The organism is Bordetella genomosp. 7, assembly GCF_002261415.1.
GTDB lineage: Bacteria > Pseudomonadota > Gammaproteobacteria > Burkholderiales > Burkholderiaceae_B > Bordetella_A.
In genome coordinates this window covers 354,779-377,453 of sequence record NZ_NEVI01000001.1, presented here as the reverse complement: position 1 = coordinate 377,453, position 22,675 = coordinate 354,779, and the positions used below count along the sequence as shown (strand labels likewise).

At 66.5% G+C, this 22,675-nt stretch carries 24 protein-coding genes; 6 read left to right on the top strand and 18 right to left on the bottom strand.

Features of this window, described 5'->3' with window-relative positions:
* Window positions 1-87: 87 nt before the first annotated feature.
* On the bottom strand, window positions 88-558 hold the full coding sequence (gene rnhA, locus CAL18_RS01710) for a ribonuclease HI (RefSeq protein WP_026639308.1): 471 nt from the start codon (window positions 556-558) through the stop codon (window positions 88-90).
* A gap of 48 nt (window positions 559-606) precedes the next feature.
* Window positions 607-1,380, bottom strand: coding sequence for a methyltransferase domain-containing protein (locus CAL18_RS01705; protein WP_026639309.1), 774 nt, complete (start codon window positions 1,378-1,380; stop codon window positions 607-609).
* Window positions 1,381-1,406: 26 nt separating this feature from the next.
* Between CAL18_RS01705 and gloB the strand changes: the two genes are divergently transcribed.
* From gloB to fabI, 3 genes are all read left to right on the top strand, one after another.
* On the top strand, window positions 1,407-2,201 hold the full coding sequence (gene gloB, locus CAL18_RS01700) for a hydroxyacylglutathione hydrolase (RefSeq protein ID WP_432759127.1): 795 nt from the start codon (window positions 1,407-1,409) through the stop codon (window positions 2,199-2,201).
* 10 nt (window positions 2,202-2,211) lie between these two features.
* Window positions 2,212-3,594 (top strand): transglycosylase SLT domain-containing protein, encoded by a 1,383-nt coding sequence (locus CAL18_RS01695; RefSeq protein ID WP_094817217.1) that lies wholly within the window; start codon window positions 2,212-2,214, stop codon window positions 3,592-3,594.
* An 85-nt stretch (window positions 3,595-3,679) separates the two neighbouring features.
* Window positions 3,680-4,465: an enoyl-ACP reductase FabI gene (gene fabI, locus CAL18_RS01690; RefSeq protein WP_026639312.1), complete on the top strand. Its 786-nt coding sequence runs from the start codon at window positions 3,680-3,682 to the stop codon at window positions 4,463-4,465.
* A gap of 226 nt (window positions 4,466-4,691) precedes the next feature.
* Here fabI and CAL18_RS01685 read toward each other — a convergent pair whose 3' ends face one another.
* Window positions 4,692-5,090, bottom strand: a complete 399-nt coding sequence (locus CAL18_RS01685; protein ID WP_094817216.1) for an OsmC family protein — start codon at window positions 5,088-5,090, stop codon at window positions 4,692-4,694.
* A 197-nt stretch (window positions 5,091-5,287) separates the two neighbouring features.
* Between CAL18_RS01685 and CAL18_RS01680 the strand changes: the two genes are divergently transcribed.
* Window positions 5,288-5,971 carry a tellurite resistance TerB family protein gene (locus tag CAL18_RS01680; RefSeq protein ID WP_094795862.1) on the top strand — a complete coding sequence of 228 codons (684 nt, stop codon included), beginning with the start codon at window positions 5,288-5,290 and terminating at the stop codon, window positions 5,969-5,971.
* Window positions 5,972-6,038: 67 nt separating this feature from the next.
* Here the strand turns inward: CAL18_RS01680 and nadC are convergent, their stop codons facing one another.
* Both nadC and CAL18_RS01670 read right to left on the bottom strand, forming a co-directional pair.
* On the bottom strand, window positions 6,039-6,914 hold the full coding sequence (nadC, locus tag CAL18_RS01675) for a carboxylating nicotinate-nucleotide diphosphorylase (RefSeq protein ID WP_094817215.1): 876 nt from the start codon (window positions 6,912-6,914) through the stop codon (window positions 6,039-6,041).
* Window positions 6,915-7,235: 321 nt separating this feature from the next.
* The gene (locus CAL18_RS01670; RefSeq protein ID WP_051423722.1) at window positions 7,236-8,186 is read right to left on the bottom strand and encodes an NUDIX hydrolase; all 951 of its coding nucleotides are present in this window, start codon (window positions 8,184-8,186) and stop codon (window positions 7,236-7,238) included.
* Between the two features lie 163 nt (window positions 8,187-8,349).
* Here CAL18_RS01670 and CAL18_RS01665 point away from each other — a divergent pair, with 163 nt between their 5' ends.
* Complete coding sequence (locus CAL18_RS01665; protein WP_094795923.1) at window positions 8,350-8,583, top strand: hypothetical protein; 234 nt, start codon at window positions 8,350-8,352, stop codon at window positions 8,581-8,583.
* Between the two features lie 27 nt (window positions 8,584-8,610).
* Here CAL18_RS01665 and CAL18_RS01660 read toward each other — a convergent pair whose 3' ends face one another.
* Window positions 8,611-9,327: a LytR/AlgR family response regulator transcription factor gene (locus tag CAL18_RS01660; RefSeq protein WP_170940269.1), complete on the bottom strand. Its 717-nt coding sequence runs from the start codon at window positions 9,325-9,327 to the stop codon at window positions 8,611-8,613.
* Window positions 9,328-9,703: 376 nt separating this feature from the next.
* On the opposite strand from CAL18_RS01660, the gene CAL18_RS01655 reads away from it, so the two are divergent.
* Complete coding sequence (locus CAL18_RS01655) at window positions 9,704-10,981, top strand: O-acetylhomoserine aminocarboxypropyltransferase/cysteine synthase family protein (protein ID WP_026639319.1); 1,278 nt, start codon at window positions 9,704-9,706, stop codon at window positions 10,979-10,981.
* A 28-nt stretch (window positions 10,982-11,009) separates the two neighbouring features.
* Here the strand turns inward: CAL18_RS01655 and CAL18_RS01650 are convergent, their stop codons facing one another.
* From CAL18_RS01650 to CAL18_RS01595, 12 genes are all read right to left on the bottom strand, one after another.
* On the bottom strand, window positions 11,010-11,618 hold the full coding sequence (locus tag CAL18_RS01650; RefSeq protein WP_094817213.1) for a cysteine hydrolase family protein: 609 nt from the start codon (window positions 11,616-11,618) through the stop codon (window positions 11,010-11,012).
* Window positions 11,609-13,675 carry a hydantoinase/oxoprolinase family protein gene (locus CAL18_RS01645; protein ID WP_094817212.1) on the bottom strand — a complete coding sequence of 689 codons (2,067 nt, stop codon included), beginning with the start codon at window positions 13,673-13,675 and terminating at the stop codon, window positions 11,609-11,611. Before CAL18_RS01645 ends, CAL18_RS01650 begins: the two co-directional genes overlap by 10 nt.
* Complete coding sequence (locus CAL18_RS01640) at window positions 13,672-15,342, bottom strand: hydantoinase B/oxoprolinase family protein (RefSeq protein ID WP_094817238.1); 1,671 nt, start codon at window positions 15,340-15,342, stop codon at window positions 13,672-13,674. Before CAL18_RS01640 ends, CAL18_RS01645 begins: the two co-directional genes overlap by 4 nt.
* A 54-nt stretch (window positions 15,343-15,396) precedes the next feature.
* Complete coding sequence (locus tag CAL18_RS01635) at window positions 15,397-16,107, bottom strand: ABC transporter ATP-binding protein (RefSeq protein ID WP_026639323.1); 711 nt, start codon at window positions 16,105-16,107, stop codon at window positions 15,397-15,399.
* Window positions 16,104-16,859: an ABC transporter ATP-binding protein gene (locus tag CAL18_RS01630; RefSeq protein WP_026639324.1), complete on the bottom strand. Its 756-nt coding sequence runs from the start codon at window positions 16,857-16,859 to the stop codon at window positions 16,104-16,106. The genes CAL18_RS01635 and CAL18_RS01630 overlap by 4 nt, the downstream gene beginning before the upstream one ends.
* A complete protein-coding gene (locus tag CAL18_RS01625) occupies window positions 16,852-17,820 on the bottom strand; it encodes a branched-chain amino acid ABC transporter permease (RefSeq protein ID WP_038852237.1) in 969 nt (322 codons plus the stop codon). The genes CAL18_RS01630 and CAL18_RS01625 overlap by 8 nt, the downstream gene beginning before the upstream one ends.
* Window positions 17,821-17,822: 2 nt before the next feature.
* Window positions 17,823-18,695 (bottom strand): branched-chain amino acid ABC transporter permease, encoded by an 873-nt coding sequence (locus tag CAL18_RS01620; protein ID WP_026639326.1) that lies wholly within the window; start codon window positions 18,693-18,695, stop codon window positions 17,823-17,825.
* A 7-nt stretch (window positions 18,696-18,702) separates the two neighbouring features.
* Entirely contained in the window at window positions 18,703-19,908 is a 1,206-nt protein-coding gene (locus tag CAL18_RS01615) for an ABC transporter substrate-binding protein (protein ID WP_094795856.1), read from the bottom strand.
* Window positions 19,909-19,927: 19 nt separating this feature from the next.
* Window positions 19,928-20,722 (bottom strand): GntR family transcriptional regulator, encoded by a 795-nt coding sequence (locus CAL18_RS01610; protein ID WP_094817211.1) that lies wholly within the window; start codon window positions 20,720-20,722, stop codon window positions 19,928-19,930.
* A 132-nt stretch (window positions 20,723-20,854) separates the two neighbouring features.
* A complete protein-coding gene (locus CAL18_RS01605; protein WP_212589920.1) occupies window positions 20,855-21,694 on the bottom strand; it encodes an alpha/beta fold hydrolase in 840 nt (279 codons plus the stop codon).
* Between the two features lie 78 nt (window positions 21,695-21,772).
* Entirely contained in the window at window positions 21,773-22,210 is a 438-nt protein-coding gene (locus CAL18_RS01600; RefSeq protein WP_094817210.1) for a DoxX family protein, read from the bottom strand.
* Window positions 22,210-22,536 (bottom strand): nuclear transport factor 2 family protein, encoded by a 327-nt coding sequence (locus CAL18_RS01595; RefSeq protein ID WP_094817209.1) that lies wholly within the window; start codon window positions 22,534-22,536, stop codon window positions 22,210-22,212. The genes CAL18_RS01600 and CAL18_RS01595 overlap by 1 nt, the downstream gene beginning before the upstream one ends.
* Window positions 22,537-22,675: the final 139 nt, after the last annotated feature.

Genomic DNA, 22,675 nt, shown 5'->3' with positions numbered 1-22,675 from the left:
CTGTAGCACCAGCTCTTACATACTGGCACAACTACGGGACTACCGGTACGCAGGATGCCTTGCGACTGGGGTAATCCCCAGTATGCGTCAGCGCCGGCCCCGCGCCACGGTCAGCACGCCCTGGTTGGCCAGCGCGTCCGCGCGCTCGTTGCCCGGGTCGCCAGCGTGGCCCCGCACCCAGCGCCAGGCGACCTGGTGGCGCCCGACCTGCTCGTCCAGCGCCTGCCACAGCTCGGCGTTCTTTACCGGTTTTTTGTCTGCCGTAAGCCAGCCGCGCCGCTTCCAGTTGGCCAGCCATTCGGTCATGCCCTTCATGACGTATTGCGAGTCGGTATGTATCAGCACCTTGCACGGCCGCTTGAGCGTGCGCAGGCCTTCGATTACCGCCAGGAGTTCCATGCGGTTGTTGGTGGTGTTGGGCTCGCCGCCATGCAGGGTTTTTTCGTGGGCCCCGGCGCGCATCAGCACGCCCCAGCCTCCCGGCCCGGGGTTGCCCTTGCAGGCCCCGTCTGTCCACATCTCGACCTGCGGGCCGTCGTTATTGCTGTCAGTTTGCATCGTATGAATGTGTAGCAGGCATGAAAGGCGCGCGAGCGCCCATATGCCTCAGGTTTTGCCCGGCCCCGCCTGGCGGTTGACCGCCACGGATGCCGCACGGGCGCGCTTGCGCCGCGATTTCTTCCAGGCGGGCCCGATCAGCCGCATGCCGGCCACGCGCTTGACGGCAGACACGACATAAACCGCCCCGCCCACGGCCCACCAGCGCCGGCCGTAGGCTTCCATGAAATTCCAGCGTCGCAGCCATTTATCGGTCCGGCACGCCGGGCTGTAGCAGCCGAAGCGGCCGGGCCCGACATCGAACGACAACAGCTTCAGCCAGTCTTTCAGGCGCGGCAAGGATACCTGAGCGGACGGCGCGTGCGGCAGCCACGGCTCCATGCCCGGCATGCGGTTGCGCGCTCCCCACAGGCTCCATGGATTGAAACCCGAGATCACGAGCCGGCCTTCGGGCACCAGCACCCGCTCGGCCTCGCGCAGCACATCGTGCGGCGCGTCGGTGCATTCGAACGCATGGGGCAGCAGCAGCAGGTCGACACTCTGCGATTCGAAGGGCAGCGCGTCGGGGCGGGCCAGCACGCAGCCTTGCCATTGCGCGGCCTGTTCGGGCGCGGGCATCTCGGTGCCCACCCAGCCCTTGAAGGGCATGCGGTTGGCCTGCAGCAGATTGATATCCGCCAGCCCGGACTGCCAGGCGTAGTATCCGAACACATCCGCCACGATGGCGTCGAACTGCGCGCGTTCCCAGGCCAGCACGTATTCGCCCGGCGGGGTCTGGAACCATTCGGCCAGTTCTACAATCGGCGGAGTCTGTTCGGTCAAAGTGAGTTCCTGAAATGAAGCCAGCCATGCCCCCGCCCCGCGGCTCTGTCATGCCGCTGCCGGCGTTTTCCGACAACTATATCTGGGCCATTGTGCGCGACGGCCAGGCGGCAGTGGTCGACCCCGGCGAAGCCGGCCCGGTGCTGGACATGCTGGCCCAAAGTGGCCTGCAGTTGCGCGCCATTCTACTCACCCATCATCACGGCGACCATGTCGGAGGCGTGCTGGAACTGCTGCGGCATGCGCCTGCGACCGTGTACGGGCCCGCCCGCGAGAACCTGCCGCACTGCGACGTGCGCCTGTCCGAGGGCGACCGGGTGGCCCTGCCGGAGCTTGACCTGGATCTATCGGTGCTCGATGTACCCGGCCATACGGCCGGCCACATCGCCTACCATGGCCGGGCAGCCGGGCAGGAGCCCGTGCTGTTCTGCGGCGACACGCTGTTTGCGGGGGGCTGCGGCCGGCTGTTCGAAGGGTCTCCTGAACAAATGCACGCATCTCTGCAAAAATTCGCTGCATTACCGGCCGATACACAGGTATGCTGCGCACACGAGTACACTCTAGCCAACTTGCGCTGGGCCATGGCGGTGGAACCCGCCAACCGCAAGCTGCAACAGTGGTATCGGCAGGCCCGGCAATTACGTGATGAAGGCCGTCCCACCCTGCCGTCCACGCTGCGGCTGGAGCTGGACACGAATCCCTTCATGCGTACCCAGCAAGCCGAGGTTGCCAGGGCAGCATCGCAGCAGGCCGAAGGTGTGCTCGACACCCCCGTGGCCGTATTCGCCGCCCTGCGCCTCTGGAAGAACAATTTCAAGTGACCGCCCCCTGATGATCCTGTTACGACTACTGCTACCTATTGTTCTTGCCTTGCTCGCCGGCTGCGCCGGCACCGCTCGCCAACCGGTACAGGCGGTCGACGCTGCCAATCAAGGGCCCTATGTGGCCCAGGACACATCCCGCACTGTCGACCTCACGAGCCCGCCCGCCGACGCCTGGGATCGCATCCGCCGCGGTTTCGCCATCCCCAACCTGAACACCCAGCTTGCCCAGGAATGGACCGACTACTACGCGGCCCACCCCGAATCCGTGCAACGTATGGCCGAACGCGCGGGCAAGTACCTTTATTTCATTGTTGACGAAGTCAACCGCCGCGGCCTGCCCACCGAACTGGCCCTGCTGCCGTTCGTGGAAAGCGCTTACAACCCCACGGCGCTGTCCCGCTCGCAAGCTTCGGGCCTGTGGCAGTTCGTGCCCACCACGGGCCAGTACTTCAACCTGAAACAAGACTGGTGGCGCGACGAACGCCGCGACCCCATCGCCTCGACCTACGCGGCGCTGGACTATCTGGAAAAGCTGTTCGAAATGCAGGGCGACTGGTACCTGGCCCTGGCCTCGTACAACTGGGGCGAAGGTTCGGTGCAGCGGGCCATGGCAAAGAACGAGGCGGCCGGCCGTCCATCGGACTACCTGTCGCTGGACATGCCCGAAGAAACGCGCAACTACGTTCCCAAGCTGCAGGCCATCAAGAACATCATCGCCAACCCCCGCAAGTACGCCGTTGCGCTGCCCCCCGTTGAAAATTCCCCGTATTTCGCCATGGTGCGCAAGAACCGCGACATCGACGTCGAGGTTGCGGCGCGCCTGGCCGAGATGCCGCTTGAGGAATTCAAGGCGCTGAACCCATCCTACAACCGCCCGGTCATCCGCGGCGAACACCAGCCGACGTTGCTGCTGCCCACCGACCGCGTGGCGACCTTCAACGCCAACCTGCTGGCCTACAAGGGCGACCTGAGTTCCTGGAAGGTATACCAGCCGCGCCGCGGCGAGTCGTATGCAGCCATCGCCAAGCGCCACGGCATTTCCGAGGCCGAGCTGCGCCGGGCCAACGGCGTGCCTGCCCGCCGCAAGACGGCCAGCGGCGGCACGTTGCTGGTGCCCAGCAGCGGGCAGCCGGCCGGGGTGCAACTTGCGTCGTTGTCCACGCCTGCCGGCGCGCTGGAGCCGGCGCCGGCGCGCACCTCGCCCTCTGCCCGCCGCAGCAGCCGCCCCAACGTGCGGGCCCACAAAGTCCGGGCCGGCGACACGCTGTTCGCGCTGGCCCGCCGCTACGGCACGACCGTCGACACGCTGCGCGCGCTGAACAACCTGAAGGGCACCAACCTGAAAATAGGCTCGCAACTGCGTATCCCCGGCACCGACGCGCGGGGCTGATGCGAACCGGGGCGGGCCCAGGCCTGCCCTGCGCCGATACGCTCTAAAATAGCGGCCTTCCGCACGGATTCTAAGGACAACACACATGGGTTTTCTCGCCGGCAAGCGCATCCTGGTTACCGGGGTGCTTTCCAACCGATCCATTGCCTACGGCATCGCGCAGGCCTGCCACCAGCAGGGCGCCGAACTGGCCTTCACCTATGTGGGCGATCGTTTCAAAGACCGTGTAGGCGAATTCGCCGCCGAATTCGGCAGCGACATCGTGCTGCCCTGTGACGTCGCCGAAGACAGCCAGATCGAAGCCGCCTTCGCCGAACTGGGCAAGCGCTGGGATGGGCTGGACGGCCTGGTGCATTCCATCGGTTTCGCGCCGCGCGAAGCCATTGCGGGCAACTTCCTGGACGGCCTGTCGCGCGAGAGCTTCCGCATCGCGCACGACATTTCGGCGTACAGTTTCCCGGCCATGGCCAAGGCGGCGCTGCCCCTGATGCAAGGCCGCCAGGCGTCCGTGCTGACGCTGACCTACCTGGGCGCCGAGCGCGTCGTTCCCAACTACAACACCATGGGCCTGGCCAAGGCGTCGCTGGAGGCCAGCGTGCGCTACCTGGCCTCGGCGCTCGGCCCGCAAGGCATCCGCGCCAATGGCATTTCGGCCGGCCCCATCAAGACGCTGGCCGCCAGCGGCATCAAGGACTTCTCGGCCATTCTGAAGTTCGTCGAAAGCCACGCGCCTCTGCGCCGCAACGTCACAATCGAAGAAGTCGGCAACGTGGCGGCGTTCCTGCTGTCCGATCTGGCGGCCGGCGTCACGGGCGAAATCACGCATGTCGACGCGGGGTTTTCCACCGTGACGGCGGGCATGGAAGGCTGAATGCCTACCGGTGTCTGACACCCTTCGGGAGTCAGACACCGGTAGGCCGGCTTCGGCGGCTGGGACTCGGGTTGTTGCGCTAGCCGTGGGGGTGTCTGACACCCTTCGGGAGTCAGACACCGGTAGGCTGGCTTCGGCGGCTGGGACTCGGGTTGTTGCGCTAGGCGGTGGGGGTGTCTGACACCCGGCGGGTGTCTGACACCGACAAGTCGGCTCCCGCCAGGCCTCAGGCTGGGCGCACCACCAGGGTGGATACTTGCACGTCTACCGCGGTCATCAATTTGTGCACCGGGCATTTTTCTGCCACGGCGAACAGTTCGTCGATGTGCGCGTCGCTCAGCGGGCCGTGCAGCGTAAGCTTGGCTGTCAGCCGGTATATGCCCTTGCGTTCTTCCCCGGCGTCGCGCACGACGTCGACGTCCACCGATTCCAGCGGGATTTCCTTGCGCTGGGCATACAGCATCACCGTCATGGCCTTGCACCCGCCCAGCGCCGTATCGAAATAGTCGTGCGGATCGGGGCCCGCCCCTTGCGGCTGCGGCATGTCCAGGGGCAGCGCATGCCCCTCGGCCGTGGCCGTGAACTGCAGGCTGCGGGGGGCGTTCTGGCGTATGCGTATCGTCATCAGTGTCTCCGGCAAAGCGGCCGGGCGGCCGCCCCAGTCTTTGTAGCACTTCCCTGCCCCATCGTGGGCGAGCCGGCCGGGCGTATCTGCCAACCGGGGCGCGTCGCGCCAGGCAAACGCATGTATACATGTGCAACTGAACTCTGGCACCGGTTGCCGGTCTGACCTGACCACATTCGCATGATGAAGGAGCCCGCATGAGCGCCCGCCAGTTACTCGATCAACTTCTGCAATCCGGCCAGAGCCTGGCTCGCGACGCCACCGCGCGCGCGCAGTCGGCCAGTGCTTCGGCACACGCCCCGTCGTTTCTGGCCGGCCTGGGTGGGGGCGCGCTGGGGGCAGGCGCGTTGAGCCTGCTGATGGGAAGCAAGAAGGCCCGCAAAATCGGCGGCAAGGTCGCCATGTACGGCGGCATGGCGGCGCTGGGCGCTCTGGCGTACCGCGCCTATGGCGATTGGCAGCGCAAGCAGGCTCAGCCTGACGCCCAGCCGCCCCAGACGCTTGACCGGCTGCCCCCCGCCCAGGCCGAGCAACATAGCCTGGCGATTCTGTCGGCCATGATCGGCGCGGCAAAATCCGACGGGCATATCGGCCCCGAAGAACGCCAGCTGCTGGAAACCGAACTGGGCAAGCTGTCGGGGGATGCCGCCGACAAACAGTGGCTGGAAACCGAGCTCGGCCGCCCGCTCGACCCGGCAGCGGTGGCCGCCGGTGCGCAAACCCCCGAAATGGCGGCCGAAATGTACCTGGCCAGCCTGCTGGTGGTGGACGAAGAAAGCTTCATGGAGCGCGCCTATCTGGACGAGCTGGCCCGCCAGTTGAAACTGCCGCCCGATCTGAAAGCGCAACTCGAGGCGCAGGTAAAAACGGCAACGGCCTGACGGCCGGCTCCGATGGACAGCGGCGCTTGCAGGCGGGCAGGCGCGCACCGAAGCGCCGCCGCGCCCATCAACTGTCCAGCCCGATATCCAGCGCCCGCGCGCTGTGCGTGAGCCAGCCTATCGCCATCAGGTCGACGCCGGTGGCCGCCACGGCGGGCGCCGTGTCCGGCGTGATGCCGCCTGACGCTTCCGTCACGGCCCGCCCCTTGGCGCGGCGCACCGCCTCGCGCAATGTCGGCAGGTCCATATTGTCGAGCAGCACCACGTCGACCCCAAGCTCGAGCGCCTCGTCCAGCTGTTCCAGGGTATCGACTTCCAGCTCTATCTTCACCAGATGCCCGATGGCAGCGCGCGCACGCTGCACGGCCTGGCGCACGCCACCGGCCACCGCTACGTGGTTGTCTTTGATCAGCACTGCATCGTCCAGGCCGTGGCGATGATTGCTGCCGCCGCCCACCCTTACCGCGTACTTCTGCACCGCCCGCAGGCCGGGCAGCGTCTTGCGGGTGCAGGTAACCTTGGCGCCGTGCGGCCGGATTGCATCGGCAATGGCTGCGGTGGCCGTGGCCACCCCGCTCAAGTGGCACAGGAAGTTCAGCGCGGTGCGCTCGGCCGTCAGCATGGCGCGCGCCGGGCCTTCGATGACGGCGATCTCGGCGCCGGGCCGCAAGCGCGCGCCGTCGGCCAGTGCGGCGCGCACTTCGATAGCGGGGTCCATCAGCCGGAACGCCAGGCGTGCCAGGTCCAAGCCTGCCAGAACGCCGTCCTGGCGTGCGACCAGGCGCGCACGCGTGTGCGTGTCGGCCGGCACGATGGCGTCAGTGGTCAGGTCGCCCGCCCGCCCCAGGTCTTCTTGCAATGCCGCGCGCACCAGCGGCTCGATCATCACGGTGGGCAAAGGCGCGACGGGCAATGCGGATTCGACGGTCGTGGCAGCGGCCATGGATATGCTCACTAAGAGTATTTGTTGAGTGAAGAAAAACCGGCGTGTGCCGGAACAATTATGCTATTGCTGAGCATAATTCATGTCAAGGGGTCGATGCTGTGTGTCTGGTGTCAGACACCCTGCGGGAGTCAGACACCAGAGTACATACAGCGCGGGCCAGCAAGGCTGGTGTCGCGAATGTGCCGGGGCGAGCCAGCAACGCGGTGTCGCGAATGTGCCGGGGCGAGCCAGCAACACGGTGTCGCGAATCTGCCGGGCGGGGTAGCGGACCGGTGGCAGATTCCGCGCCACGAGCGGGCGTGGAAAGCCGAAGGTGGCTTATTCCGGCTGGCGGGCCAGGGGCAGTTTGCTGCCGGCGATGGCGCGCTCGAGCAGTACGTCGCGCCGGAAGCGGAACAGTTTGGCGGGCCGGCCGGCGGCGCCGGTAGCGATATCGCCGGTGTCTTCCACCAGCGCCTGCTGTTCGATCAGGCGCCGGAAATTCTGCTTATGCAGGCCACGGCCCGCCAGCGCTTCGACGGCCGTCTGCAATTGCAACAAGGTGAAGGCGGGCGGCATCAGCTCGAACACCACCGGCCGGTATTTGATCTTGGCCCGCAGGCGCGCCATGCCCGTGGCAAGAATGCGGCGGTGATCATGGCGCATGGCCTGCCCCGGCGCCATTGCTCCCCCGGCAGCGCGTACGTCGCCTGCCGCGCGACGGGTTGCTTCGGGCACCAGGCCGGCCTCGAACAGCAGTTCGTAGCGCTGCAGCACCATGTCTTCATTCCAGGCGGCCCCATCCAGCCCGAATGTCAGCGCAGCCCGCTGGCGGCGGTACGCCTGGGTGGCCCGGTCGCCGGCCGCGCGTGCCCATGCCATCAGGCTGGGGCCGATCAATTCGCCGATCACCGCCGGAGGCCCGTCGCGACGGTCTTCCCACGGGAAATAGCGGTACCAGTCCTGCCAGCCCACCTGCGCGACGCCCGTCTCGCCCGTTTCGCGGGTCAATCCCAGATAGCTGACCGAAATCACGCGCCGCCCGTCGTCATTGGAGCGGTCGCGGTCGGCGAATGTGTAGAGTTGTTCGATATAGCCCAGGGGATGATGCGTCTGGGTCTCGACCCAGGCTCGCAGCCCTGCCTGCAACGACCGGTGTTCCAGTTCGAAGGGGCCGGCGGGCAGCGCGCTGGCGTCTTCGGTGGTCAGCACACGCGGCTGGCCTTGGGTGACGGCCACCAGCACGGCGACGAGTTCGGCGGAAACAGAGCGTTCGACAGGATCGGTCAAGGCGGCGCGCAACAGATAGTGGCGATGCGGGGATTATAAGAGGCCCCACACTGCAACAGCCCCTTGCAAAGGACACAAGCCGACAACCCTGTCGCGCCGCGGCCCGCCTACCATGGGCTTATCCCGACGCCGCAAGGCGCCGCCCGTACTGATGGAGGCCATCATGAACAAAACCGCACGAGAGTCCCTGCCGGCCGAACACGCCGGCAACCAGCGTCCGGAATCGCCTGCGGACAAGCGACAGGGCACGCGCGAGATGCCCATGCCCGACAACGCCCCCGACGTCGCCGGCCGCCCCCGCCAGGGGCGCGCCATTGCGGAACCCGGCGACCCGGGCGTGATCGCGCCCGAAGACGATGTTCTGGATACCTCGCAACACTCGACCCCGGGCCGCTGACCCAACGCACACGCTCGCGCGCCGCCGTCACGCGGCGCGCGAGCGCTCATCGAGCGCTTCGCGCAAGCGCACGTAAGCCGTGCGCCCCAGCTGCACGGGCAAGGCAGCATTCAGGAACTCGACCTGGGCAGCCAGGCCGCCTTCGGATCCCACTCGGCCCACCTGTTCCATATTGATCACCACAGAGCGCGACACCTGCACGAAAGGCAGCGTGCCCAGTTGCGGCAACAGGCCCTTGAGGGTGGTGTACATCAGGAAGGTCTCGCCCTGCGGCGCATGCAGCTTCACATAATCGCGCTGCGCCACCAGCGCCGCCAGCGTGTCTGTCCGGATAAGCTGGCTGTGGCCCTGGTTGCGCACCGTCAGGAACGATGCATCGCCCCACGGGCGGTTCAGGCGCGTATACAGCCGCTGCACCGCCTGGCGCAGCCTGTCCGGGCCCACAGGCTTCAACAGGTAGTCGACGGCGCCCACTTCGAAAGCCCGCGTGGCATACAGCGCATACGCCGTCACGAACACGATGCAGGGCTGGCATTCGAGCGCGCTCAGCACGTCGAACGATGTGCCGCGCGTCAGTTCAATGTCGAGAAAGATCGCATCCGGTTTCTGCCGGTTGACGATTTCGATGGCGCTGTGCATGCAGTCGGCTTCGCCGACCACCTGGGGCCCTTCAAGCGATTCGAGCATGCGGCGCAGATAGCGCCGCGCGGGAGCTTCGTCGTCGACCAGCACTACCCGCAGCACGACCGCCTCCGGCGTGGCAAGGCCGCACGCTGCGGGTGGGCGATGCGCGGCGGCCTGTAATGGGGGTGATGCAATTGAAGGCGATGTCGTCCCATGCAATGGAGTCGATACGGGCGGCACGGTACGCGCAAAAGCGCGCTGGCTATTTTCGTTGAAAATATCCGATGGCAAAAGAATTTGTACGTAACATAGCGTCACGTGCCGTCGACCGCCTGGCCGGATCAGGCCGCCTTCGCGGACGCGTGCGGCGCGGGGCATGTACTATCCCAAGCTTCGCTACTCCGCTGCCAGAGCGGACCGGCGCCCAGCTCGCGGCGCCGGCCATCGCGGACAAGCGGCTTTTTTAACCTGTGGATCAACCCGGCTTTTGATAACTATGAGAATCGAGACGCTCGCAGTACATGCAGGCTACACGCCCGACCCCAACACCAAATCGGTGGCCGTCCCCATCTATCAGACTGTCGCCTACGCGTTTGACAGCGCCCAGCATGGCGCCGACCTGTTCGACCTGAAAGTCGCGGGCAATATCTACACGCGCATCATGAACCCCACTACCGACGTGCTCGAACAGCGCGTCGCGGCGCTGGAAGGCGGCGTCGGCGCGCTGGCGATGGCCTCGGGCATGGCCGCCGTCACGGCCGCCATCCAGACGCTGGCCGAATCCGGCGACAACATCATCAGCGCCAGCACTCTGTATGGCGGCACGTATAACCTGTTCGCGCATACCTTCCCGCAGCAAGGCATCGAAGTCCGCTTCGCCGACCCGCGCGACCCGGCAAGCTTCGGCAAGCTGATCGACGAAAAGACCAAGGCCGTTTTCATCGAATCCATCGGCAACCCGCTGGGCAACGTCACCGACATCCGCGCCCTGGCCGACGTGGCGCATGCTCATGGCGTGCCCCTGATCGTGGACAACACCGTGCCCACGCCCTACCTGCTGCGGCCCTTCGAGTTCGGGGCGGACATCGTGGTGCACTCGCTGACCAAATACCTGGGCGGCCACGGCACCAGCGTGGGCGGCGCCATCGTCGACAGCGGGAAATTCCCGTGGGCCGAACACAAGCAACGCTTCAAGCGCCTGAACGAGCCCGACGTGAGCTATCACGGCGTGGTGTATACCGAAGCATTCGGTCCCGCGGCCTATATCGGACGCGCGCGCGTTGTGCCGCTGCGCAACATGGGCGCGGCGATCTCGCCGCAGAACGCCTTCCAGATCCTGCAGGGCATCGAAACGCTGCCGCTGCGCATGGACCGCATCTGCGAAAACACGCAAAAAGTGGCTGAGGTTCTGCAGAAGCACCCCAAGGTGGAATGGGTGCGCTACGCGGGGCTGAAAGACCATCCGGACCACGCCATCGTACAGAAGCAGTCCGGCGGCCGCGCGTCAGGCATCCTGTCGTTCAGCATCAAGGGTGACAATGCCCGCGAGGCCGGGGCGCGCTTCCTGGATGCGCTGAAACTGTTCACGCGCCTGGTAAACATCGGCGACGCCAAGTCTCTGGCCACCCACCCCGCGTCCACCACGCACCGGCAGCTCGACGCCGACGAACTGGCCAAAGCGGGCGTCACCGAAGGCATGGTGCGCCTGTCGCTCGGCATCGAGCACATCGATGACCTGCTCGAAGACCTGGAGCAGGCGCTGGCGCAGGCTTAAGGGCTGAATCCGGCAACGGCGCGGCGCGTCACGCGCGCAGCCGCGCCAGCATATCGTCACAGCCGGCAATGTCGGCCACCGAGCGCAGATCGGCCAGCGCCGCGTCATGCAGATCTGGGCGCGGCGCGGCGCAGCCGTCGGCCAGTATCGTTACCCGGTAGTCGCGCATGTGCGCGTCGCGCGCCGTGCTGGCCACGCCGCCATTGGTGACGATGCCGCATATCGCCACATGGTCGATGCCCGTACGGCGCAGCACCCAGTCCAGCTGCGTGTTGAAGAAAGCCGAATACGCGACCTTGCATACCGCCACGTCCACCAGCCCATCAAGCTCGGCCACGCAGGCGTGGCCGGGGCTGCCTGCCACGAAGTCGCCCCTGCCCAGGAACGGCCGCAGCTGCTTCAGATGCGGCGAGATCATGGGTTCGCCGCGCGCATCGGGCCACAGGGTAAACAGGCTGGCGGCCACATAGCCGCCCGCCGCCTTCAGGGCCCGGGCAACCGGCGCCACGCGCGCGGGCACGGCGCGGGCCTCGGCGGTGGCTGCGGCGCCCCGGTCGTAAGCGCCGCCCGGCGACAGAAAGTCATTCTGCAGATCGACGATGACCAGCGCCGTTTTCCGTGGGTCTGTCATGTGCATGGCTGCTCCTGCATGGCGGGGGTGATCAGCAGATTGCCCAACGTATCCACTCTGGCCGTGAAACCGGGCTCCAGCCAGATGGTCGTGTCCGGCTGCTCGAAAACGGCGGGCCCCGCAACCGCGGCCCCTGCGGGCAGGTCCAGCCGGCCATAGCGCACGGCATCCCACCACCGGCCGCCGTGATAGACCGCCTGCGTGCCCAGTGGGGCCGGCATGGTTTTCCCGGTGGGGCCCAGGACGGCAAGATCGAATTTGGGGCGCACGCCGATGCGCGCATAGCGCAGGTTCAGAACGCGCACCGCGATGCCCGGCAGCACGCGTCCATACGCGCGGCGATACGCCGCATCGAAGGCCGCCGCGATGGCTACGCGCGCAAGCGTCGAACGCGTCAATGCCACCGACACCGTGTGGCTCTGCCCTGCGTACAGCATGTCGAGCTCGATATCCTCGCGCACCGTTTCGAACGCCACGCCGGCAGAATCCAGCCGCGCCTGACAGGCCTGCGCCATCGCGTCGATGCGGGCGTCCAGGCTATCGACGTCCAGCGCATCCAGGGCCACGTTCAAGGTTTGCACACTGTCGTGGCGCATATCGGCCATGACACAGCCCAGCGCCGAGGTCACGCCCGGATAGCGCGGGATGATGCCTTGCGTGCACCCCACTTCGCGCATCATGGCGCATACATGCAGTGCGCCGCCCCCGCCAAAGGGCATATAGGCAAACTTGCGCGGGTCATGGCCGCGCTCGATCGACACCAGCCGGACTGCGCCGGCCATCTTGGCGTTGGCCACCGTCAGGATCGCTTCGGCCGCGGCGCAAGGGTCCAGGCCCAGCGGCTCGCCCACGTGCCGTGCGATGGCCGCCCGGGCCTGCGCGATGTCCAGTTGCGCAAGCAGGCCGCCCCCCAGCGGGCGGTCGGCGGCTATGCGGCCCAGCAGCACGTTGGCATCGGTAACGGTGGGCCGCGTATTGCCGCGCCCGTAGCATGCCGGCCCGGGGTTGCTGCCGGCCGACTCGGGCCCCACCTGCAGCAGCCCGCCCGCGTCCACGCTTGCAATGGAACCGCCCCCGGCGCCTATGGTTTCGATCTGGATCATGGGCGCGCGCACGACCATGCCGAACTCTATGGACGTCTGCGCCGACAGCGACGCCTGGCCGCCCGACACCAGCGACACATCGAACGACGTGCCGCCCATATCGCCAGTGACCACGTCGGGCACCCCGGCGGCCCGCGCGATGGCCGCACACGCGATCACCCCTGCCGCCGGGCCCGACAGGGCCGTGCGCACCGGCACATCGCAGGCGGTCTGGCGCGACATGACGCCGCCATTGCTCTGCACGATCAGCAGCTCGCCGGCAAAACCCTGCGCCTGCAGATCGGCTTCCAGGCGCTGCAGATAGCCGCCCACGACGGGCTGCAACGCCGCGTTCAACGTGGCGGTGGAACAGCGTTCGAACTCGCGGATTTCCGGCAGCACCTCGGTGGCCGCGGTAACGTAGCCGTTGGGCCACATGGCGCGCACGCGCTGCACCGCCCGCGCTTCGTTGACAGGGTTGGCGTACGCGTTGATGAAGAACACGCAAACCGCCACGCAGCCGCGCGCCAGCAGCTCGCGCGCGGCCGCCTCGACCTGCTCCACATCCACCGGCGTGTGCACGGTGCCATCGGCAAGCACCCGTTCGTCCACCTCCACGCGCAGGTTGCGCGGCACCACGGGCACGTAGTTGCCGCGCAGACCCCACGTGTGGGGGCGGTCGCGCCGGCGCATTTCGAGCACATCGCGAAAACCCGCCGTCGTGATAATGCCCGTAGGCGCCACCTTGCGCTCCAGCAGTGCGTTGGTGCCTACCGTGGTGCCGTGCACAATGGTGGCGATCGAGCCGGCCCCGTCCGTCGCGCGGGCGACGCCATCCATGAAACCGCGTGACTCGTCGCCGCGCGTGGACGGCACCTTGACCACCGCCGCCGTGCCGCGCCGCTCGTCCAGCACGAAAAGATCCGTAAACGTGCCGCCCACGTCCACGCCCACCACCAGGGACGGCTGCGCTGTGCTCATACGGCTTGCTCCTGCTTCTTGTCCGTCACATAACCCATGACCAGGTCATGCCCGCGCGCGGCCTCGCTGCGCGCCTGCGGCGGTCCATAGCCGCCTCCGCCGGGCGTCTCCAGGCGCACACGCTGGCCACGCTTGAGCGCGATGCCCAGCATCTTGGAAGCCATGGGCGGCGCATGCCAGCCGTCGTCCTGCTGATAGCGGAACACATTGGGCGCCGCCGCCTGCCCGCCCGCGATACCCTTGGGCGCGCTGCGCCCGCGCTCGCCGAAAATGAATGCCTCGGCGCTGTCTTCAAGCAGTTCGATCTCGTAGACGGCGCCCAGCCCGCCCCGATACGTGCCGTCGCCCGCCGAGTCGGGCCGCAATGCCCACTGGGTAAAGCGTATGGGATAGACCGCTTCCAGTATTTCCAGCGGTGGGATCGTAGCCGTGGAAATCGGCGCGTTGCCATGGCTCAGGCCGTCGCCGTCGCTGCTGCCGCCGTGCCCGCCGCCGAAGAAGCTGAACATCACCCAGCGCTGCCCGCGGCGTGGCGCATCGCTGCGATAGCCGGCGATGGACAGCGCATTGATGGTGCCATAGGCCTGCGCCGGCGCGCGCTCCGGCGCCGCCTGCGCCATGGCGCAGAACACCACATCTATCATGCGCAGGATAGTCTCGGTATAGCCGCCCACCGGTCGCGGCCGCGTAGCCGAGATCAGCAGGCCATCAGGCAGCACCACCTCTACCGCGTCCAGCACGCCGGCGTTGGCGGGCACGTCGGGAAACACATGCTTCAACGCCACATAACAGGCAGCAATGGCCGTCGCGCGCGAAATATTCACCGGGCCCGCGCAGGCGGGCGACGTCTGCGAAAAATCCAGCACCAGCTGGTCGCCGCGCACGGTAAGGGTCAGCGCAATGCGCAGGGGCTCGTCGCGCACGCCGTCGTTGTCCAGCGTGTCCTCGAACCGGTATTCGCCGTCGGGCAAGCGGCGCACGTGATCGCGCATCAGGCGCTGGGCGCGCTGCCGCAGTGTGTCGAGCGCCTCTTTGACGGCGGCGTCGCCGTATTCGTCCAGCAGGGCCTGCAGCCGCCGTGCGCCCAGGTCCAGGCCGGCCAGTTGCCCGTTCAGGTCGCCCCACAGACTGTCCGGCAGCCGGGTATTGGCCTTGAGAATGGCCAGGACGTCCTCGTCCAGCTCGCCTGCGCGCACGATGCGCACCGGCGGTATCTGCACCGCTTCCTGCCAGCACTCGGTGGCGGCAGGGTTGTAGTTGCCCGGCACGGCGCCGCCCACGTCATGCCAGTGCGCGGCCGACGCCAGAAAGCAGAACAGGCTGCCGTGCCGGAAGACGGGCCGCACCAGCTTGAAATCGTTGGCGTGCGTGCCTCCGTCGTACGGATCGTTGAACAGCCAGATGTCGCCCTCGACCATGCCGCCCCGCCCCGCGGCGGCGCGCGCGGCCGCCTGCACGGCGAACGACATCGCGCCCACGAACACCGGCAGGCCCGACTTACCCTGCACCAGGGTAGCGCCCGTGGCCGCATCGTACAGGCCGTGGCAGGCATCATGGGCCTCGGCGATGATGGGGTTGAAGGCGCTGCGGTACAGCGTCGCGTCCATCTCGTCGGCGATCTGTTCCAGGCGCCCTTTCAGTACGGCCAGGGTAACGGGATCAAGCATGGCAGACATCCAGCGCAATAGGAGAAAGAAACCGGTGGCGGGCCTGCGGCATGGCTACATTCCCAGGTAGGCGCGCCGCACGCCGTCGCTGGCCAGCAACTCGGAGCAAAGCCCGCTGTAGCGGACCGCGCCCTCTTCCAGCACATAACCGCGCTGGCCGGCCTCCAGCGACTGCGCGACGTTCTGCTCTACCAGCAGTATCGACAGCCCTTCGGCATGCAGCCGGCCGATCAGGCCGAACATCTCGTCCACCATCAGCGGCGACAGCCCCAGCGACGGCTCGTCCAGTATCAACAGCCGCGGCTCGGCCATCAGGCCGCGCCCGATGGCAAGCATCTGCTGTTCGCCGCCAGACATCGTGCCCGCGCGCTGGCCCAGGCGTTCGCGCAGCCGCGGAAAGATGTCCAGCACCTTGTCCAGGTTGCGGGCGCGCTGCCCGCGCCCCCGCGCATAAGCGCCAAGCTCCAGGTTTTCGCGCACATCCAGGTTGGGAAAGACACGACGCCCCTCGGGCACCTGGATCAAGCCCGCACGCACGATGTCGCGATAGTGGCGCCCTGCAATTTCCTGACCATCGAAACGCACTTGGCCGCTCCAGGGGCGGCACAGGCCGCACACCGCGTTATTCAGCGTCGACTTGCCGGCGCCGTTATTGCCCAGCAGCACCACGATCTCGCCGTCATCCACCCGCAAGTCCACGCCCCGCAGCACCTCGGTACGGCCATAGCCCGCGCGCAGGCCGCTGACTTCCAGCAACGCCGTCATTGCGCCGCCCCCATCGCCGCCAGGCGCCGGGCGGCGCCATGCCCCAGGTATGCCTCGATGACCGGGGCGTCGCGCGTCACCTGGGCGGGCGCGCCCTGCGCGATCAGCCGCCCCTGCGACAGCACCCAGACGTGTTCGGCCAGGCTCATCACGGCACGCATCACATGTTCGATCATCAGCACCGCTACGCCGTCGGCCACCACCTGGCGCAACACCGGGATCATGTCGTCGATCTCCGAAGGGTTCAGACCAGCCAGCACCTCGTCCAGCAGCAGCAGCCGCGGGCGAGTCGCCAGGGCGCGCGCGAGCTCCAGGCGCTTGCGGCCGGCCACGGTAAGGTCCGCGGCGGGCTTGTCCAGATGGGCCTGCAGATTGACGCGCCGCGCGATATCTTCGGCGGCCTCAAGCGCCTGCCGGCGATCGGCCAGCCGCAGGTGCGCGCCCACGGCAATATTCTGGCGCACCGTCTGCGCCCCGAAGGGCTGCACGATCTGGAACGTGCGCGTCAGGCCCAGCCGCGCGGCCTGCTGCGGCGGCATGCCGGTAATATCGCGGCCCGCGAACACCACCCGGCCGTGCGATGGGCTCAAAAAGCCAGACAGCAGCGCGAACAGCGTCGTCTTGCCGGCCCCATTGGGCCCGACCAGCGCCGTCAGCGACCCGGCCGGCACATCCAGGCTGACGTCCTGCACCGCCTTCAGGCCGCCAAAAGCGATAGAGAGGTTGCGCGCCTGCAGCAGCGTATCAGCCACGGCGGCGCTCCCCCGCGCCCAGCAGGCGCCTGGCCGATATGCCGGCGCCGGCAACGCCGCGCGGCGCAAACATCACGATCAGGATCAGCACTACCCCGTAGATCACCATATTGATGCCGGGCAGTTCGCCAAACAGGTTGCGTGTCAGGTCGGCCACCAGATGCAGCGCCAGCGCGCCCAGCACCGGCCCCCACAACGTGCCCATCCCGCCCACGATGGCGCCCACCAGCGCCTCGACGGAGACGGCCGGCCCGAATGCGATGCCGGGGTCGATGTACTGGAACACTTGCACATAAAAGGCGCCGGCGGCCGCCATGAAGCCAGCCGACCACCCTATGCCGCCCAACTTGATGCGCAAGGGATCGATGCCCACCGCGCGGGCGGCGTCTTCGTTGTCGCGCACGGCCTGCAGGTACGCGCCAAAACGCGAATGCCTCAGCCATGCCGTCACCAGCAGGGCCAGCATCACAAACGCCAGCAACAAGTAGATATAGCCATGGCGCGTGGCAAACTGCATGTTTGCCGCGCCTTCCTGCAGCGGCACCATCAACCCGACGCCGCCGCCGGTAAACGGCACCGACACCGCCAGAATGCGGAACACCTCGGCGAACGCCAGCGTCACCAGCGCGAAATAAGACCCTCGCAAGCCGTAGCGGAACGTCAGCCCGCCCACCGCCAGCCCCGCCCCGGCGCCCAGCGCGATGGCAAGCGGCAACGCCAGCCACGGGTTCAGGCCCAGGCTGAGCTGCCCCAGCGCCTGCCCATATGCACCCACGCCAAAGAACAGCGCATGTCCGAACGACAACTGCCCGCCATAGCCACCCAGAATATTCCATGCCTGCGCGAGCAGCGTGGCGTACAGCGTCATCATGATGAACGTCAGGGCCACACCCGACTGCATCATCGTGGCGGCAACCGCCACGGCCACACCGAACACCAGCACGGCATACAAGTCTTTCATGATCAGGCCCGGGCTCCGAACAAACCCTGCGGGCGGAACAGCAGCACCAGGATAAAGATGGCGAAGATGCCCATCTGCCCCAACGTATCGCCCCACAGCAGCCCGCCCACCGACTCGACCACGCCAACCAGCAGCCCGCCGGCCAGCGCGCCGGCAAAGCTGCCCATGCCGCCCAGCACCACGATGGTAAAGGCCACCAGCACAAAGCCGCTTCCCACCTGCGGGTTGACGTAATATGCCGGCAACAGAAAGCATGCCGCCGCCCCCAGGCACGCCATGCCGATGCCGAACGACAAGGCATACACGCGTTCGACATCGATGCCCATCAACTTGGCGCCCTGCTTTTCGCGGGCCACCGCGCGTATCGCGCGGCCCAGGTCGGTGCGGCGGATCATCCACAACAACGCCGCCGCCACCACCAGCGCCCCGGCAAACGCCATGAGCTTGGGCAGCGCGATGAAAGCCGGCCCGATCTCGACCGTGGACAAGGTATAGGGCGTATCGATACTGCGCGTATCCGACTTGAACCAGACCAGCGCCAGGTTTTCCAGCACAATGGCCAGGCCCAGCGTCACCAGCAGAATGTTCTCGTCCTTGCCGTGGCTGGCCCGGCTGATCACCACACGCTGAAGGGCGTAGCCCAGCCCGAACATGCCCGCCATGACCAGCGGCAGCGCCACATACGGGTCGATTTCCAATCTGACTTTCAGCCAGTACACCGCGTACAGGGCCACCATCAGGGCGGCCCCGTGCGCGAAATTGATGATGTGCAGCACGCCGTAGATCAGCGTCAGCCCCAGCGCCACCAGCGCGTACACCGCGCCGGTGGTCAGGCCGTTGAGCAGCGCCGTGAACAGGATCGCCGGGTCCAGCAGCACGGCGTCAGGCCTTCAAGGGAAACACGGCTTGCGCCTGGCGGTACTCTTCAGGAAAAACCACCTTGATGTCGCCGTCGAGCACCTGCGTCAGCAAGGGCCGCGCGCCGGTATTCTGGCCGTCGACGAACTTGGTGGGCCCGTACGGCATCAAGTGGTCTGCGAACGTGCTGCCGGCCAGCGCCTGCGTGACAGCGGCCCGGTCGGCCGACCCGGCGCGCTCCAGCGCGTCGGCCAGCAGGAACATGCTGGTGTAGGTCATGAACACTTCATAGCTGAAATAAGCGTCCTTGGCCTCGACCCGGGCCTTCAACGGCGCCACGCGCGCATCCTTGGGATTGAACCAGTGGTTGCAGTCCAGGATGCCGTTGGCCACATCGGGAAATTCCTTCAGGAACTTGTAGCTCGACGCCGCGCCGCCCAGCACCGAATAAATGGCCTTGGGCTGCACCTTCTGCTGCTTCATGGCGCGCAAGAGCAGTGCGTATTCGTTGTAATAGTTGGCGGGGATTACGATGTCCGGCCGCGCCGAGCGCATGCGCAGCACAATATTGTTGAAATCCCGGGTGGGGTTGGGATGCTTGAGCACTTCGGTGATCTCGAAGCCGTGCCCGGGCAACGCCTTGGACAACAGCGCGGCCGTGCCCGTGCCGAACAGCGAGTCCTCGTGCACGATCATCACTGTCTTGGCCGGCTTGCCCGCCGCGTCGTTCAGTGCCACCAGGTCGGCGATGGCGCGTTCGGTGCAACTGCGATATCCCGGCCCGAAACGAAACGTGTTCTTCAGCCCGCGCTCGACGATCTGGTCGGCCACGCCCACGTCCACGACATGGGGCAGGCCGTACTTGGCGGCCGCCTGCGTCGTGGCCAGGCAGATGGCCGACGCATAGGCGCCCACAATGGCCGACACCCCCGCCGAGTGCATTTTCTCGACCTCGGCCGAGCCCACCTCGGGGCGCGACTGCGCATCGCCCAGCACCGCCTCGAGCGGCGCGCCGCCCAGCGATTTGATGCCGCCCGCCTTGTTGATGTCTTCGATGGCCAGCAGCGCGCCCAGGCGGCACTGCTGGCCCGAATAGGCCAGCGCGCCGGTAACCGGGTGCAGCACGCCCACTTTCACGGGTTGCGCGGATTGCGCGCGGGCCATCCACGGCGCCGCCATCATGGCGGCCGCCCCGGCGGATCTGGCAAGGAATATGCGGCGCGTAGTCATGGGTAGATCTCCGTTTTTATCAGTGGAACTGGGCGGACAGCTCTTCGCTGACCCAGACTTTGGCGTCGATACTGCCAACGCGCGACAGCTGTAGTTGATACTGATAGCGGTCGGGGCGATACAGCCCCTGCAGCAACTGCACCGGGCGGTCGTGCACGTCGCGCACCAGCCGCGTAACGGCCAGCAGCGCCGAGCCCACGGCCACGTCCAGGTGCCGCGCCACCTGCGCGTCGGCCAGCCGCGCACTGATGGTCTGCGTGGCCACGCCGAACTCCACGCCCGCGCTTTCCAGCAGCATCAGCAGCGGCTGGTGCTCCAGGTCGGCGCGGCTGAAATCCGCAACCGAACATGGCACATAGGTGGTGATATATGACAGCGGCCCCGCGTCGGTGCTGCGCACCCGCAGGCTCTTGTGCACCGCAGCGCCCGCCTGGATCTCGAGCTCGCGCGCCACCGCCGGCGTGGCGCCGACGCGCTCGCTGTCGAGCACCTGCACGGCGGTGCGCAACCCCATGTTGACGATGTTTTCCAGAAGGCCGGTCAGATGGGCCTTGTGCGCGTCATCGGGCGGCAACGCGTGCGCCCCGGCAGCCGGCCGGATAACGCGCGTGCCGCGGCCGGGCCGGCGCGACACCAGGCCGTCAGTCACCAGCATTTCCATCGCCTTGCGGATGGTGATGCGGGCGACGCCGAACTGGTCCGCCAGCGCATGCTCGCCCGGCACGCCGTCGTGGTCGTAGCGCCCTTCCTGCAACTGCTCGCGCAGCACAAGATAGATCTGGTGATACTTCGGGAGCGGCAGAGAGGTTCCCATAGTGCATGCACTCTAGGATTCTCTTAATGTAGGGTCAATAGAACAAATATGGCGCAAGCTGTTCTATCGGGAAAATACTAAGGTGGCCGGCGCAACGGCGTTTGCGCCGGCCACGCGCCGGCCCGCTGCGTGTCAGCGGACGGCTTTTTGTATAAAGGCGGCCAGAAGCTCGGTAACTTCGTCGGGCGTCTCCAGCGAAGACACATGGCCGGCGCCCGCCAGTTCGACGAACTTGCAGCCCAGCGTCTCGGCCATCGCCCTGCCCTCTGCGGGCGGCCGCGAACGATCCTGCTCGCCGGTGACGACCAGCGCGGGCATGGTCAGCCTGCGCAGATCGGCCAGCCCATCGCGCCGCCCGAAAATCATCCGACCCAGGGGAACAATGCTTTGCACGATATCTTCGCGGCTGGCCTGGCGCAGCCCCTGGCGGAACATGTCGATCAGGTCCTGGCGATGCGCCAGCGATGTGGCGCTGAAGAACAACGGCAATATCGCGTCGACGATGGCCTCCGGCACCGCACCGACCGACTCGGCCGTCTTGAGCATGGAGAAATAGCGTTCCCTGGACGGCGCAGGCTCGCTGCCGAAAAACGTGCCCAGCAGCACCAGCCCCGACACGCGGTCAGGAACCTGCAAAGCGAGCTCGACGCCCCACATTCCGCCCACCGAAAGCCCGGCGACAACGAAGTTCTCAACCCCGAGCCGGTCGAGCAGTTCAAGATGCTGCCGGGCCAGATGCCCAATATCAGCCGTGCCGGGCGGCATGGCGGCGCTTTTGCCATGCCCCCAGAGCTCCGGCACGATGACGCGGCAATGCTCGGACAGCGCCGCGATCTGCGGCGCCCACATCTGGGCAGACCAGAGATAGCTGTGCCCTAAAACCACCGTCGGCCCCGACCCGATATCAAGGTACGACATGGTCGACCCGCCGATCTCGGCGAGCCGTTTCTCTTGCTCAAAATCTATAGACATTACTACCCTTCAAAGTGATTTTTGCATTCCGCGGGAAAGCGCCTTGCCGGGCGCGCGTTGCGCGCCACAGCGTGTGTCTTATGCGGCTGCCAGGGGCTCGACTGCGCGCAGGCTGCCGCGCCGCTGGCGAAACGCTTCCAATGCGACAGTCAGGCAGGCGATGGCCCAGAACACGGGGTATTCGTAGCCCCCGCTGTTCCAGACCCAGCCTTTAAAGCCGGTAACGCTATGCAATGCGTACGCGGCTGTCAGGAGGATGAACGCGCCCGCCAATGCTGCGTATCGAGTAAAAATGCCCAACACCAGCGCCACGCCGACCACGGCTTCCAGCACGGCAGCCAACCACACAAAGGCGGCCGCTGGCGAAAAGCCGGCGGTTTCAAAAAAACCCAGCACCATGGGGTTGATGGTAGTGAAGCCGACGAACTTGCCGGCAACGTGCGGAAAGAAAAATGCGCCAGCGGCGATGCGCAGCAGATTCCAACCGTTGGTGAGATCGAAGCGGCCCTTGGACATCAGCTGATCTCCAGTGAGGTGATCTTGCCTTCGACCAGGCCGAACACATGGTCGAGCTGCACCGGGCTGCCCGGAAAGTCGCCCGCGACACGGGTCACGACCTTGAGCCGGTCTCCTACAGGGGCAACACTGACGGGCGTCACCGTATAAGTGAACTTCTTCTGCGCCTCGCGCTGCCACGATTTGATGGCATCGTGCCCGCGATGCGTGCGGCCTTCATCAAAGACCACTGCATCGGGTGCGAACACATGGACGACATCTTCAATGTCTACGCCATTGGCGATTTTCAGGTAAACAGAAACGGGCTCGGGCAGGGTAAGCGTCATCGTTGCGTGCTTGCTCTATCGTTTGTGGGGCAGCAATTTTCACAACGATCGGGCAAGTCAACAAGAACGCACGAAAAGGTAAGCAACGGAATTGACGGGAAGCTGGCTAATCCAGGGCATTCCACCGATAGGGGCTGAA